Consider the following 14780-nt stretch of genomic DNA (forward strand, 5'->3'; position numbering starts at 1 on the left):
CTCAGGCCTACCTCTAAGCCTCGCAGTGACGATTTTATAATCGAACTGAGGTTATTTATAAAGTTATTAACTTATAAATAGTCTTCTCTAAGCTTTACAAACTGAAACATATCACCCACAGTATTGTTCTTGATAAACCCACCTTTGAGTATGGCTTCTTCTTCAAATCCCGCCTTCTGCAGTACCCGCATGCAAGGTACATTGAAGTCATAGACCGTAGCGAAGACCCGCAGGACTTCAAAGTTCTTGAAGAGATAAGGAACGAAAAGCTTGACGGCTTCTGTGGCGATACCTTGTCCCCAAAAAGGCTCGCCCAGCCAAAAGCCAAGTTCCATATTAGTGCGGAGTTCATTTTCTCCTTTGTGGATACCGATGGCGCCGACAAGAGTGCCGTCTTTTTCTATGGCAAAATTTTGAGGTGGATTGAATTTGATATTGTGCTCGATCCAGAAGCGGGCATGGTGAAGGGTATAGGGCTGGGGAAAGCTATCTTTTAAGTTTTTGGCAATGGCAGGATTGTTGGCCAAAGGGTACAGTTTGTGGAAATGCTGTCCGCCCCAGGTATTTAGCGTGATACCATGTTCTCCTTCGATTTTCATATACAGCGTTAAGTTTTTTTGATGAACTAAATGACTTTGCACCCACTGCATATTCTATACCTAAAATCAGCTCCTACAGAAAAAAAATGGTTCTATATGATTTACTGTGGGTAACTTTTATTTTGTTTGGCAAATTATAGCGTGACGATCACTTTGTTATAGTATTACTTTTTTGCTTCAGGACAAAAAAGTAACCAAAAAATCCCGCTGCGGTGAACGATTTCGGCTAAAATCAAAGCCAGCACTCGCGAAGGAAAACTCGTTCATTTGAGCAGTAAACCAACTTTTTGTGCTGATTCACGTCAGACAAGCCTGCGCCTTTTCCAGCCCACTTCTTTGATTTCTTAACGTCAAATACCTCAAGGCAGAACAGGAAATTCCCCAGTGGAAAAGATGATGAATCAACGGTAAAATAACCGACATTTTATCTTAAGCCACTATAATCCATATAGAGCAAAAAAAATAATGTCAAGAAAAAAGCATGGAAGTTAGTCTTCCATGCCGCTGTTTTTGAGTCTTTCTGCATTTTCTGCAAAGCGCAGTGCACTTGTAAATTCCTCGAGGTTACCATCCATTACATCGGGAAGGTTATAGACAGTCTTGTTTATCCGGTGATCGGTTACCCGGCTTTGGGGGTAGTTATAGGTTCTGATCTTGTCGGATCGGTCACCGCTGCCTACCATTGATTTTCGCTGGGCGCCCACCTCTTCGTTATGCTTGGCCAGCTCGATTTCATAGATTCTGGATCGCAGTACTTTGAGGGCCTTTTCGAAGTTTTTGATTTGCGATTTTTGGTCTTGGCAAGTTACTACGATGCCGGTAGGCTCATGGGTAAGTCTCACGGCAGAATACGTCGTGTTTACCGACTGCCCTCCTGGCCCTGATGAGCAGTAGGTGTCTTTGCGGACATCGTTCATGTCGATTTGTACATCGACATCTTCCATTTCGGGAAGAACGGCGACCGTGGCAGCAGAGGTATGTACCCTGCCCTGTGTTTCTGTGGTAGGGATCCGCTGAACCCGATGGACACCAGATTCGTATTTGAGCATGCCATATACATCGGCGCCAGAGACTGTGCTGATGATTTCTTTGTACCCGCCTGCAGAGCCAAAGGTTAGGTCCAAGACGGTCAGGTTCCAGTTTTGCTTTTCAGCATAGCGCTCGTACATGCGGAAGATATCGCCCGCAAAAATGGCCGCCTCATCACCGCCTGTACCACTGCGGATTTCCAGGATACAATCTTTGGAATCATTCGGGTCTTTGGGAATGAGCATTTGTTTCAGCTCTTTCTCGTATTCGGTTTCTTTTTCTTTTAGCTCATCCAGCTCTGCTTTGGCCATTTCCCTGAAATCAGGGTCCTTTTCGGTTTCAAGTATTGCTTTTGAGCTTTTGATATTGTCCAGTACCAGTTTATATTCGTCAAAAACCTGGACGATTTTTTCCAAGTCTTTATATTCTTTGGTGAGCTTGGTGTATTTGCTCATGTCGGACATGGCGTCCGGCTGAATGATCAGCTGCCCCACTTCCTCAAATCGGTCTTTGATGTGCCCTAATTTATCAAGCATATAGTTTTTTATCTTTGCAAGCACAAAATTAAGAAAATTAGTGACATGGCGATAAACGGGACGGCTTCATTCAGGGGCAAACGCGTTTAGTGTTTTGAAGGGAAACAATTTTCGGGTAGGCATAGCTATCATCCGTGCCGCTGGCAGTACTTCGGGAGGTGGAGGAGCGCTTAAGCTCCCTAGGTTGAATCCGCAGGTTGCTAAATTTATCGTCCCACTGGCCCTTTGCCTCGATTTGTACATTGGAAACCGCAGAAGCCTGTCTTGCCGAATGGCGGGATGGGCTGAAAGAATGATGAGTTGATTTGGTTGGGGTAAAACTGGCTTTGGTGCAGTTTATGGCCTACCTTTGAAGTAACGAAAATGAAGAAGATGATACGGATTTTATTTATAATATTAGCGGGATTGTTGGTCTCTTGTGGCTCAAGAAAGAAGGTGGATCGGGAAGTATTCGATGCCGTCAATGAATCCATGGAGGTCAAAAAGGTCAATGAAGTGGATATCATTAACAAGGCCATCAAATGGGGCAATGAGATCAGTGCAGAAGCCCAACAAAAGTTGATGGAAAAATTGACCACGGCGATCAATGAAAAAGGAGTGGCAGGAGCAGTGGAGTTTTGCAATGTGGAGGCACTTCCCTCGCTGGATAAGGTGAGCAAGGAACACAAGGTCGTCGTAAGAAGGGTTTCCCATGATTACAGGAATCCTTCCGATCAGCCCAATGACAAAGAGCAAATGTTGCTTCAGGCTTACGAATACAATGAGGAAAATGACGTGGAGAATTCTCCAAATGTTCAGGAAATTGAAAATGGTGAAATTTTACTTTATACAAAAGCCATCACAATTCCTGGAGAGATGTGTTTGAATTGTCACGGTGATCCAAAAAACGATATTGATGAGGCTACCTTGGCAAAGATCGGAAAGCTATACCCCGAGGATAAAGCTATAGGCCACGATGTTGGCGATCTCAGGGGAATGTGGAGCATTGCCATTCCCAAAAAGGAAGTGGTAAAGAAGCTGTAGGATTCCAGTATGAAGTAGCAAGATGGAAGTATCAAGAGCCAAGGAGACGTGAGTCTTGGGAGAAATGAGCGTTACCGGGTTGTGCGGGGTTTCTGCCCCAGCACGGGCAAGTTTTGAGTCTCTGACTCAATTAAGGTGTTCCAGATTTGTTACCCTCCCAGTTATTACCATATATAATTATGAAAACTAATATTAATCCGTTCAACACTAATCAGGGAAGTACAGAAAAGACAACCGACAGTATGTAAGTTCAGGGTAGTTGGATGGATCAGTTCAGTTTCCAAATTCTTCATTCCGCATTCCTCATTAAATTCATCCCCCGACCATTTCCCCGATCCAGAAGGGCTGCATGGATTGGAAGGTAATGGTGCCTTCCTCGGCTTCCACGAAGGTGGCATGTTTGATATGGATAAATTGGCTTTCCACCGCAGTTTTCATTTCGATAAGGGCGCCATCTGGCGCATGCAATTGGATAGCGCTGTGAGGGAACCATTTTTTAAAGGATTTAGCCCTCACGGGAAAATAGCGGATAGGCCCATCAAAGACCACGATATTCACGAGGTCCAGTTTTTCTTCCAACTGAAATAGCTGTTGGTGATCGTAACCAATAATATTGACATCAGGATGCTTGGTGGCGATGAGGTATTGGAGTCCTTCCTCCAGGAAATTTTCCTGCTGCGAAGTCAAAAAACGCAGCGGGTACTGTTCTTCCAGTAGGTTGAAATGCTCTTTTTGAAATTCACTTGTAGCGAGGATCACGTCGATTTTAATGCCCCAAGACAGCACGGTATCCACCATCGGTTCGGCCACCAGCACAGTAGGCACCCACTCTAGCAGTGGGGCAATCTGCTCGTACGAAAGCTGTTCAGTGCCCATGATGAGCATGGCGGGCTCCTGCTGTTCTTTGACAAAATGATGTGAAGACATTACTCGGTTGTTTTGAAGGAATTTTTTTCAAATTAACGATATTTTCTTTGAAGATGGAAGAGGGAGTGTGTCCTGGGGCCATTGTGAGATTTTTTTACGATGAGCTACTGCATTCCTTTCGAATTACCCTTTGGCGAATCATAATAACTGCTAGTTTTTTTTTACTTTTATGGGGCAAAAGCCATCCGCAATATTGGGCGGAAGGAAGCATTGGGAGGTAGCGCAGACCCTTCCCGTTTTACCATAACTACTAAGCAAATGGCATTGACTAAACCGTTTAACTTCAGAAAATGGATTGACGAAAACAGGCACTTGCTGAAGCCACCTGTGGGCAATCAGCAGGTGTATAAGGGGAATGATGATTTTATCGTGATGGTCGTGGGCGGTCCCAATTCCCGAAAGGATTATCATTATAATGAAGGCGAGGAATTCTTCTACCAGCTAGAAGGAAATATCGTGTTGAAAGTGATCGATGAGGGCAAGCCAAAGGATATAGAAATCAAAGAAGGTGAAATTTTCCTTTTGCCACCAAAAGTACACCATAGCCCCCGACGTCCTGCCAATACGGTGGGGCTGGTTATGGAGCGCTATCGTCAAGAAGGGGAAAAAGATGGGTTTATCTGGTATTGTGAAAACTGCGGAAACAAGCTCTATGAGGAATATGCCGCGGTGACGGACATTGTCAGCCAATTGCCGCCTATCATGGAGCGTTTTTGGAGCAATCCTGATAATTTCACCTGTAAATCTTGTGGGACCAAAATGGAGAAGTAGCCTTAATAGGCTATCTGGGCAACCCGTTTCGGTGTTTTACATGAGCAATGTAGGGCATGATTACTGGAATGACCAATACCACAATTACAAAATGATATGACTGCATACCGTTATAGTTTGGCCTTTGCCCAGGAAAGGGATCGTGAAGATCCCCTGAGGAAATTCAGAAGTCGATTTTACTTTCCCAAGGTAAATGGTGCGGAAGCCATTTACTTTTGCGGCAATTCCTTGGGGCTTCAACCAAAGGCAGTCAAAGAGTACCTCGAGCGGGATTTGGATAGCTGGGCGACCAGGGCGGTGGATGGCCACTTTGATGGCGAGCAGCCGTGGTTTTCTGTCCATGAAAGGTCCAAGATCACCTTGGCAGAAATCGTTGGTGCCAAAAATCACGAGGTAGTCGCCATGGGAAGTTTGACCAGTAACCTTCATTCCCTTATGGTGTCCTTTTATCAGCCAGAAGGAAAACGAAATAAAATCCTGACAGAAGCGGGTGCTTTCCCTTCAGATATGTATGCACTGGAAACCCAGGCAAAACACCATGGATTGGATCCTGGTGAGGCCATTGTCGAAGTAGCACCCAGGGCTGGAGAGCATACCCTCAGGACAGCGGATATTCTAGAAGCGATATCAGCCCATAAGGATGAACTCGCTTGTGTGATGATGGCAGGCTTGCAGTATTATTCTGGGCAGGTGTTTGACATGGCAGCAATTACCAAAGCAGGGCATGAGGCAGGTGCTTTGGTCGGATTTGACCTTGCCCATGCAGTGGGAAATGCACCCTTACGATTGCATGAGTGGGGAGTGGATTTTGCGGCATGGTGCAGTTACAAGTACCTAAATTCGGGCCCCGGTAATGTGGCGGGAATCTATGTCCATGAGCGGCATGGTGACAAGCCGGAGCTGAATCGTTTTGCTGGCTGGTGGGGCCATGATGAAAAAGTGCGCTTCAAAATGGAAAAGGGTTTTGTTCCCATGTATGGTGCCGATGGCTGGCAGACATCCAATGGCAATGTCCTGGGGATGGCGGCACACCAGGCTTCCTTGGATATTTTCAAAGAGGCGGGGATGACAAGCTTAAGGAAAAAAAGCGTGCAGCTAACCGGGTTCCTAGAATACTTGATTCGTGAAATAAGCGGTGATAGCGGTGTGCTGGAGATCATTACGCCAAGTGTTGAGGAAGAGAGAGGCTGCCAATTGTCCCTGCTGATCCATAAAGGTGGAAAAGCCGTTTTTGATGAATTTTACAGGAATGGGATTGTTGGAGATTGGCGAAATCCCAATGTGATTAGGATTGCCCCGACACCCCTTTACAACAGCTTTGAGGATGTATTAAGATTTGCCAGAATCTTGGAACAATCGCTATCAAAATTTCCTTAATAAAACGAACCTATTACAAACCTATTAATATATAAAACCAATGAAGAGAAATGATGTCAGCATTATTGGTGCAGGACTAATTGGCTCATTGCTGGGGGTTTATCTTCAGAAGAAAGGGCTCAACGTTTCTATCTATGAGAAGAGACCCGATCTGCGGGACGAAAAACATGCCCGAGGTGGTCGCTCCATCAATATGGCCCTTAGTGACAGGGGATGGAAGGCCTTGGATAAGATCGGTCTTCGCCAAATGGTAGAGCCCTATGTGATTCCGATGTACGGAAGGAGGGTTCATGACGAGCACGGTGAGACTTCTTTCTTGTCCTATGGCGAAGAAAATCAAGCGATCTATTCGATCTCTAGGGGCAAGTTTAACCATATGCTCGTAGATGAGGCCGAGAAGTATGGTGCCAAATTGAATTTTAACCATATTTGTGAGGAGATCAATATTGCGGAGACAACCTTAGGGTTGATCTTGCCCGACGGGACAAAAGAACAGCGTGAAACGGATGTGATCATTGGTGCGGATGGCGCTTATTCGTCTCTTAGAGATGCGATGCAGCGTCAGACAAGACTGAACTACAAGCAGGAATATATCTCCCATGGCTATAAAGAACTGACCATTCCTGCTACGGCAAATGGTGAATTTGCGATGGATCCCAATGCCCTTCACATCTGGCCTAGAGGGCAATTTATGTTGATAGCCTTGCCCAATCCGGACAAGTCCTTCACCTGTACACTTTTCTTGCCTTTTGAAGGGGGCAAGGTATGCTTTGACAAGATCAATGATGAAGGTGATTTGGAGAGTGTGTTCAAAAATTATTTTGCTGATGCCTTTGCGCTAATGCCCGACCTGAACGAGGAGTACTTTGGCAATCCCACCTCTTCCCTCATCAATGTCGAGTGCTTCCCTTGGTTGGCCAATAAGTCACTATTGATCGGGGATGCTTGTCACGCGATGGTGCCTTTCTTCGGACAAGGGATGAATTGTGGCTTTGAAGATTGCTTTATACTGGACGGTCTTATTGAAAAGTACGGCACCACTTCTTGGGAATTGGTCTTTGAGAAATTTCAAAAAGTCAGAAAACCAGATACCGATGCCATCAGTCAAATGGCCAGGAATAATTTTACTGAGATGAGGGACAGTGTGGCCAATCCTCGCTTCTTGGTTCGCAAGAAAATAGAGGCCAAGCTGCATGAACTGTATCCCAATGAGTGGACACCCCTCTATACGATGGTGACTTTTTCAGATATGAAATATGCAGATGCTTATGCCCAGGGGCAGCTTCAGGATGAAATTATGGATAAAGTAATGGAGGATCCTATGATTTTACAAAATTATCATCAAGTGGATTATGCGGCCATTATTTCGCAGATAGAAACTGCCCGGATGGTGTAGGATTTGCCGATGAGCTACCGAATATATAGCCATGGGCCTATATTTTGGTGTCTTAAAGAGGCTGTCTCATAATTGAACAATCCGTCATCACGAGCCGATCGAAGCTTGCCAAGCGGTGTGCAGGCTTCTTCCGATATCCATTGGAATCGCAATGATGAGGACTTATGATGAGGCAGCCTCTTGTGATTTTAGGTAAAAGAGGTTGAGAGAAAAACTGGTTTTAAGCCTGGCACTCGACTTTTCCAGTGGCCATCTATTTTTTATCAATGGTGCTTACCGGTAGCGGTTTTTTTTGAGGATCTGTGCATCCATAGAAATGTTTCCTGGGCCAGAAAGAAAGAGGGAGATAAATATGGTCAGGTAAAGCAAGCCCACTTCCTTATGGCCGAATGGGTCACCTCCATGGGCAATAAATACGGCCACGATCATAGTGATCATTAGCGGGATCAATGCCCACCTGGTCATAAAACCAAGTGCTAACAATATAGAACAGAAGAACTCAGCGAAAATAGTCAATTGTAAAGATACTGCTGGGCCGACACCTATGGGATCAGCGAATTTGGTCAGGTATTCGCTGAAATTCATGATTTTTGACCATCCATGAGTCATCATAAATGCAGCAGCTCCCACCCTTAAGAGAAGAAGTGACAGGCTACGAGATATAGGACTATTGGAAAAGAGTATCTTTTTCATATTTTTTAGCTAGGTATATGTAATGTGTTTATTCTAAAACGCCGGTTTGGTAAATCTATTGGAACTGATGTTTTGAAGTTTATTTCCAAAGGTGGTCAGGATAGTCTCCCTTATCATGAAGACGCTTTAAAGCGGTTACCACTACGGGTTTATCTTCTGGATAGGTCACCCCAAACCATGTCTTGCCACCTTCCAAAATGGCGATATTGGCTTTTTTCTCTTCGATAAGGGTGTTGGCTACTGAAGGAATGTAAAACTCTGATTTGATATTGTCCTTATTTTCGGGAAGGAAGGCTTTCCATATTCTGTCCGCCTCTTCGAAGAACGAAGGATGGAAGCCCCAGCAGTTCATGCTCACAGGGGTCTCTGGAGCTATTACTAAGGGATCTTCTTCTTCCCTGCTGATGATTTTGTCTCCCTCGCGGGCAATGGCCGTGCGTTCTGTCATGCCGATAAGCTGAAAGTGCTCATTGGTCTCGCATACCCCGCGGCTGACGGTGCCGTTTTCGGAGAGGACATCTTTTAGTGCGTAGCCGACCATGCAGTGAAGGTTTTCCTTGACGTCTTCTTTTAGGAACTTGCCCAGTGCTTGAAAGGCTTCTTTTCCATAAAAATCATCCGCATTGATCACGGCAAAGGGTTTGTCGATGGCGTCTTTGGCACAGAGTACAGCATGACCTGTGCCGTAGGGTTTTTTTCTTTCAGGAGTTTGATATTCTTCTGGCACTAGGGTTTGCAGGGATTGTACGACAAAGTCCACGGTTATTTTTCCTTCAAGTTTAGGCAAAAAGATTTCCTTGACCGTTTCCAAAATTTCCTCGCGCACGATGAAGACCACTTTTCCAAAGCCCGCACGAATGGCGTCGAATATGGAGTACTCTATGATGGTTTCCCCATTGGGGCCGAATCCTTCGATTTGTTTGTTTCCTCCGTATCGACTGCCGATGCCGGCAGCCAGGATCAAAAGTGTAGGTTTGTTCATGAAGTTAATTGTTGAAATTGCTTTATCCGGTTTGTTTTGGTACTTAAAATTAAAACAATCTTTATTAACAGCCCATAAACCGGGCTAAATTTTAAAAAAACTAACTAATCGGTGTAGTATTTAAGCATTTGGGCGATAAAAGTTGGTTTCCTGTGGTATTTTGGTTCAAAAACAACCATAAATATGATTAAAAATCAAAAAATATTGTTTTTATCGTTGTTGTGGAAATCTAATTTATTAAGTTTGTAGCCGATTCCGATAAAATCGGTTATAAATACAACCAATCAGTTTGTCAGTTAACTAAAATGAAAAAAGTAGAAGCAATTATTAGAACATCTCGATTTGAGGTGATTCAGCAGTGTATTGCTGCGCTCGGAGTGAAGTTCCTTACATTTTATGAAGTAAAAGGTATGGGGCTTGAGCACGCAAAAATCGAAAAATACAGGGGGGTTGCTTATGAGCCCGCGTTTATCCCTCGGACAAAATTAGAAATCGTGGTTACCGAAGAATTGGTAGAGCCTGTGATCAACTGCATCCTCAAAGAGGGTCGTACGGGTCAGATTGGTGACGGAAAGATATTCGTGACCGATGTACTGGAAGCCTACCGGGTGAGGAATGATGACAAAGGAGCTGATGCCCTATAGCATCCCACCGATCTTTACCGATCCAATTAAATCCTAACAAACTAGCCGTAACCATATAAATTACCCATTCAGATGAATCAAGAATTATTTACCATCAATAATGTGTGGATGATGGTAGCCACTATCCTGGTATTTATCATGCACTTGGGCTTCGCCTCTTTGGAAGCCGGTCTTACCAGGGCCAAAAATACCGTCAACATTCTTTTTAAAAATTCCATTATCCCAGCCATGGGGCTATTGACATATGCCTTTGTGGGTTTTAATTTAATGTATCCAGGGGAGGCTTTTACAGGAGGCTTTTTCGGACTGAGCGGTCTGGGCCTGAGCCTGCCGGAAGGATGGGATACTGCTAATTATAACGAAGGCTACACCTTCTTTACGGACTTTATCTTTCAGGCCATGTTTGCAGCCACTGCAGCGACGATCGTTTCCGGTGCCGTAGCGGAGCGTATCAAACTTGGACCATTTATCATTTTCTCCACACTTTACGTGGCCATTTGCTATCCTATCGTGGGGATGTGGAAGTGGGGAGGAGGCTTTTTGGATAGCCTAGATACGCCATTTTATGATTTTGCAGGTTCTACGATCGTCCACTCTGTCGGTGGATGGGGCGCATTGGTAGGAGCTTACTTACTCGGCCCAAGGATCGGTAAATATACCGACAAGGGTATGAAAGCGATTCCAGGGCATAATATCCCAATGGCAGTAATCGGTGTATTCCTGCTTTGGTTTGGATGGTTTGGGTTTAACGGTGGGTCTGTCCTTACTGCTGATCCAGGGACTGTGTCAAAAGTTTTTGTGACCACTTCTATTGCGGGTGCTGCAGGAGCGTTTGGTGCCTTGGTTTTTTCCTACATCAAATTCAAATCCTACGATATTACCATGGTGTTGAACGGGATCTTGGCAGGATTGGTAGGCATTACTGCTGGAGCTGACCTGATGGGGGTAGGTGAATCTGCTATTATTGGATTTGTAGGAGGTGCCCTGGTTGTCTTTGCCGTTGTGTTCTTTGATAAAGTGAAAGTAGATGACCCTGTTGGTGCGATTTCCGTTCACTTGGTAGGTGGTATTTGGGGAACACTCGCAGTAGGGATCTTCGGTGATCTGGCTGGGTTCTCTCAGGTGATATCCCAGCTGATAGGAATTGGTGCAGTGGGGGTATTCTGTGTGATCTTCAGTTTTGTGGTGTTCTATTCCATGAAAAGGACAGTCGGTATCCGGGTGCACGAGCAGGAGGAAGTGGAAGGACTGGATATCAATGAGCACAGCATGCGTGCCTATCCTGATTTTGCCACAAAAGAATAAATATGTCGAGTAGTTCATTCTACTCCAAACCCTAATAAGCCAAAGCCCCACGGAATTGCTCTGTGGGGCTTTTTGTTGGTGATAGGACCCCTGCAGTTTTTTTGGTCAAGCACTATTTCTGGGGGTAAATATTTGCTTGTTTATAAAAAAATGCCCCTCTCCTATAGCAGAGATGGGCATTAAAATAGTTATTAGACTAATGAAAAAAATCGCTAGCGAATGAAAAATTATGAACTGAGAATTTAAATCTACATCGGTGTGTGTTTAAAATCAAATAATCAGATGCGCATATGTGCGCATTACTACGCAAATGCTAAAACGTCTATTTTTTATTTTTTTGGACAATTAATTTTTTACTCTCATTAGGCTGCTATTACCGATCAATGGGTTTTGTTTTTTTCTGAGGCGTAGGGTCAATATAAGTGTGAAAGCACAAGCTTACAACTTGTAAGTACAACTATACAATTCTTCCACCGTCAAGGATATTCTTTCCGAAGCGGACTAAAGGCCCTTACCCCAGAAATATTGCTTGATTCAATACCAGCTACAAAACACATCGTATCTCGTACTTCGTGCCTTGTGCTTAACCGCTTCCTGGGAGATCGCTTTTAGCCGAAAAAGATATTTAATTTTAGGCTAAAAGAGTCAGTCAGACCGAGGGGAGTCGGGGGCCAACGTCTGACCTTCTACTCTATCTGGCGAATAGACAGGTCCTCTCAGGCTGACACCTCTTTACTGTTTACCTCAGTTCGATTATAAAATCGTCACTGCGAGGCTTAGAGGGAGGCCTGAACGGGTGGAAGCCGTGGCAGCTCGCCGCGGCGAGTTGCCAAACCCTTTTCCAACCCACATCCACCTAAAAAGGGTTCGCTATGACGCTTTTAATACTAAAATTAAGTCGAGCTCAGGTTGTTAGTTTAAAAATAATTTTCCTGACCTCTCCCCAGATTACACTTTGGGGTCCAATATGCGCTTGGTGCCTTTGTGGTATTTTTATTTTTCGGTGGTTTTCCATTAACAAAACTGGCAGTTCCCAACTTTTCCGCTTGATCCTTAATTTAAGGTGTATGGATATAAAAAGAGGCTGTTCCAAAAGTTGGAACAGCCTTCTTTGCGGTATATATAATAGTTGGTATTCGTTTTTTAATCCGGTTTACCCATTGCCTTGCTATAGAATAAAATGATAAAACACAGAGCAATGACCACTTCCAAATTATTTAAAATCCAATATTCGCGGGTTATGGCGGTGGTTTATAAGGGCATTCCGGATTTAATTTCCGGTTTCGATCTCTATTTCCACATCTGCTGTCGTTTCCAATTCCACAGGATCGAGAACGGTGATTTCACCGTCCAGAGTAGGAACACTATAAAGGGTGTCCGCTTCGTATTCTTCAGTAGGATCGAAGATGATGGTATAGTCTCCTTCGGCAAGTCCTCTCAGTGCAAAGGACCCAGACTCGTCAGCAAAGGTACTGACAGTGTCTTCGTTGATGATACCGTAGATTACAGGATGGGCTTCAACGGGAAGTACTTTCCCCTCGATCGATGCAGATTGCTCGGCTACGACCCTTAAGACAGGCTTAAGGATATATTGTCCAGAATTACCTGCTTTTACAATGGATTTGGCCGCGTCAAAATCGATGACCAAGTCATACTGAATGCCTGCCATGAGTTCTTGGTCGAGTTGAAGCTTTAGTCCGCTTTGTTGGGCACTTGGAGTAGTCAGCGGAGTCTCTTCACCATTTATGACCAAATAATTGTCGTCACCTAATACCAAGCGCAATTTAGAAATTGAACCTGCCGAAATTTCTTCTGATCCGATATAGGCCTCGTTACCATTGACCAATGAAAGGAGGTTAATGTGCGTATCTTCTTCATCGTATGGGATATAGACCCAGCCATCACCATCTTCCTCTTCATCACCTGGTAGGAGCTCTACTCCCAAAACCTCAATCCATACTTCATCATAATCCGCAGGTGCATCCACTAATGAGACATTTACTGTGGCAGTTCCCTCCATTGTTTCTTTGTCTTCTGAACTACATGAAGCCATTAAAAGTAATCCTGCAAGCCCGAATAGCCAGTTTTTAATAGGTAAAGTTTCCATAGTATAATATTAATTGGTTTAGAAGTAGCACTTTGCAATTAGCATGCCATTGAGGAGGTGTTTATGGTGTGGGTTACCAGTTTCACGTATGGTTTTCGTTTTTTCATTGATTTTTTCAATCACTCTAACCGAAATGCTCCCCCCCCCTCAAATTAACAAGGATTGATTTACCCTATCAGGTTATTAACGGCTAGCTGGTAACCCAATCCCACCAGGATACCCCCAATGATGATTATTGGGGAAGGGATTTTAGTGAATTGGAGCAGAAAATAGGTGATGGCAATGGCTGCAATGTTAAAAAAGTTGGCAGGCATGGGTTCGAAGAGTAAATAGGCAGCGGCTATCAGCATACCACAGCTGACTGCATTGATCCCTTCCAGAGCGGCCCGAACGGGACGGTATTTTTTTAGTTCATCCCAAAACCTAATGACGAAGAATATCAGGAAAGTACCAGGAAGAAATATTCCTGCTGCAGAAACCAAACCGCCTACGATGGCTCCCCCTACACCCATTCCAGCACTCCTCATGGACAGGGCTCCTATGTAGGAACTGATGCTGAAAGTGGGTCCGGGGACACCCTGTGAAATGGCATATCCCGTCAGGAATTCCTCCGAGGTAAGGTAGGCCTTAAATTCCACGAATTCCGTGTACAAGTAGGGCACCAGTACCTGCCCTCCTCCAAAGATCAGACTGCCGTTACGGTAGAAGTTCTCAAACAATCGGATTGGGAGGATTTTTGTAAAATGACCCAAGGTGGCCGCTAAGATCAGCACTCCTCCCCAAAGCAGGAAATTGGCCCACTGGATCTTGATGCCACTTTTTTCTTCGATTTTAGGTTGTTTGTTGAATTTCAGAGAGGTGGTGATGCCCCCGGCCACCAGCATAAAAGGGAAAATATAGGGCGAATTATAAAAGAAAGCCACAAAAGCCGACAACAGCATCAGTACCATTGCTTCAGTGGTTTTTACCATTTTTCCAATGGTTTTTTGAGCGGCATAAATGATAAAGCCGATGGCCATAGGCTGAATAAACTTGGCAAAATCCAGCGAGCCTTCGGTTTGGGTCTGGAGGAAATCCACCAAAACCGCGGCGCCTGTCATGATGGTGGTGGCCGGCAGGATCCATACCAAAAGAGATAGGTAAGCGAGGTTAGGGCCACCTACCCGGTAACCAATGGCCGAGATGGTCTGTGTGGAAGTAGGGCCAGGGAGCACCTGACAGAGGGCGTGAAGTTCCCAAAGTTCTTCTTCCGTGATGTAGCGTCGTTTCTTGATCATGATATCCAATACCATGGCCAAGAAGGCCTGCGGTCCCCCGAAGGCCGTTACTGAAAGGGTGATAACATCCTTCAGGTAAAGGTAATATTTTACTTTTCGGACGGTCACCAACGC

The 14780-nt window shown here is 44.7% G+C and carries 13 protein-coding genes; 6 read left to right on the forward strand and 7 right to left on the reverse strand.

What is annotated here, in order from left to right:
• Positions 1-71: 71 nt before the first annotated feature.
• On the reverse strand, positions 72-599 hold the full coding sequence (locus tag FDP09_RS06480; RefSeq protein WP_137401880.1) for a GNAT family N-acetyltransferase: 528 nt from the start codon (positions 597-599) through the stop codon (positions 72-74).
• Between the two features lie 488 nt (positions 600-1087).
• Positions 1088-2164: a peptide chain release factor 1 gene (gene prfA / locus FDP09_RS06485; RefSeq protein WP_137401881.1), complete on the reverse strand. Its 1077-nt coding sequence runs from the start codon at positions 2162-2164 to the stop codon at positions 1088-1090.
• Positions 2165-2527: 363 nt separating this feature from the next.
• Here prfA and FDP09_RS06490 point away from each other — a divergent pair, with 363 nt between their 5' ends.
• The gene (locus tag FDP09_RS06490) at positions 2528-3187 is read left to right on the forward strand and encodes a Tll0287-like domain-containing protein (RefSeq protein WP_308421141.1); all 660 of its coding nucleotides are present in this window, start codon (positions 2528-2530) and stop codon (positions 3185-3187) included.
• A 312-nt stretch (positions 3188-3499) separates the two neighbouring features.
• Here FDP09_RS06490 and FDP09_RS06495 read toward each other — a convergent pair whose 3' ends face one another.
• A complete protein-coding gene (locus tag FDP09_RS06495; protein WP_137401882.1) occupies positions 3500-4114 on the reverse strand; it encodes a thiamine pyrophosphokinase in 615 nt (204 codons plus the stop codon).
• A gap of 258 nt (positions 4115-4372) precedes the next feature.
• On the opposite strand from FDP09_RS06495, the gene FDP09_RS06500 reads away from it, so the two are divergent.
• The 3 genes from FDP09_RS06500 (at position 4373) to FDP09_RS06510 (ending at position 7658) form a co-directional block, all read left to right on the forward strand.
• The gene (locus FDP09_RS06500; RefSeq protein WP_137401883.1) at positions 4373-4885 is read left to right on the forward strand and encodes a 3-hydroxyanthranilate 3,4-dioxygenase; all 513 of its coding nucleotides are present in this window, start codon (positions 4373-4375) and stop codon (positions 4883-4885) included.
• Positions 4886-4981: 96 nt separating this feature from the next.
• Entirely contained in the window at positions 4982-6262 is a 1281-nt protein-coding gene (gene kynU / locus FDP09_RS06505) for a kynureninase (RefSeq protein ID WP_137401884.1), read from the forward strand.
• A gap of 40 nt (positions 6263-6302) precedes the next feature.
• Positions 6303-7658: an FAD-dependent oxidoreductase gene (locus FDP09_RS06510; RefSeq protein WP_137401885.1), complete on the forward strand. Its 1356-nt coding sequence runs from the start codon at positions 6303-6305 to the stop codon at positions 7656-7658.
• A gap of 273 nt (positions 7659-7931) precedes the next feature.
• Here FDP09_RS06510 and FDP09_RS06515 read toward each other — a convergent pair whose 3' ends face one another.
• Both FDP09_RS06515 and FDP09_RS06520 read right to left on the reverse strand, forming a co-directional pair.
• A complete protein-coding gene (locus FDP09_RS06515; RefSeq protein ID WP_137401886.1) occupies positions 7932-8351 on the reverse strand; it encodes a DoxX family protein in 420 nt (139 codons plus the stop codon).
• Positions 8352-8430: 79 nt separating this feature from the next.
• Entirely contained in the window at positions 8431-9333 is a 903-nt protein-coding gene (locus FDP09_RS06520; protein ID WP_137401887.1) for a nucleotidyltransferase family protein, read from the reverse strand.
• Positions 9334-9638: 305 nt separating this feature from the next.
• Here FDP09_RS06520 and FDP09_RS06525 point away from each other — a divergent pair, with 305 nt between their 5' ends.
• Both FDP09_RS06525 and FDP09_RS06530 read left to right on the forward strand, forming a co-directional pair.
• Positions 9639-9977 carry a P-II family nitrogen regulator gene (locus FDP09_RS06525; protein ID WP_137401888.1) on the forward strand — a complete coding sequence of 113 codons (339 nt, stop codon included), beginning with the start codon at positions 9639-9641 and terminating at the stop codon, positions 9975-9977.
• A gap of 72 nt (positions 9978-10049) precedes the next feature.
• The gene (locus FDP09_RS06530) at positions 10050-11282 is read left to right on the forward strand and encodes an ammonium transporter (protein ID WP_137401889.1); all 1233 of its coding nucleotides are present in this window, start codon (positions 10050-10052) and stop codon (positions 11280-11282) included.
• Positions 11283-12552: 1270 nt separating this feature from the next.
• Here the strand turns inward: FDP09_RS06530 and FDP09_RS06535 are convergent.
• Together FDP09_RS06535 and chrA are read right to left on the reverse strand one after the other, a co-directional pair.
• The gene (locus tag FDP09_RS06535; RefSeq protein ID WP_137401890.1) at positions 12553-13389 is read right to left on the reverse strand and encodes a DUF4382 domain-containing protein; all 837 of its coding nucleotides are present in this window, start codon (positions 13387-13389) and stop codon (positions 12553-12555) included.
• A 167-nt stretch (positions 13390-13556) separates the two neighbouring features.
• Positions 13557-14774 (reverse strand): chromate efflux transporter, encoded by a 1218-nt coding sequence (chrA, locus tag FDP09_RS06540; RefSeq protein WP_137401891.1) that lies wholly within the window; start codon positions 14772-14774, stop codon positions 13557-13559.
• Between the last annotated feature and the right edge of the window lie 6 nt (positions 14775-14780).

The organism is Echinicola rosea (assembly GCF_005281475.1).
In the GTDB taxonomy this organism is placed as follows: domain Bacteria; phylum Bacteroidota; class Bacteroidia; order Cytophagales; family Cyclobacteriaceae; genus Echinicola; species Echinicola rosea.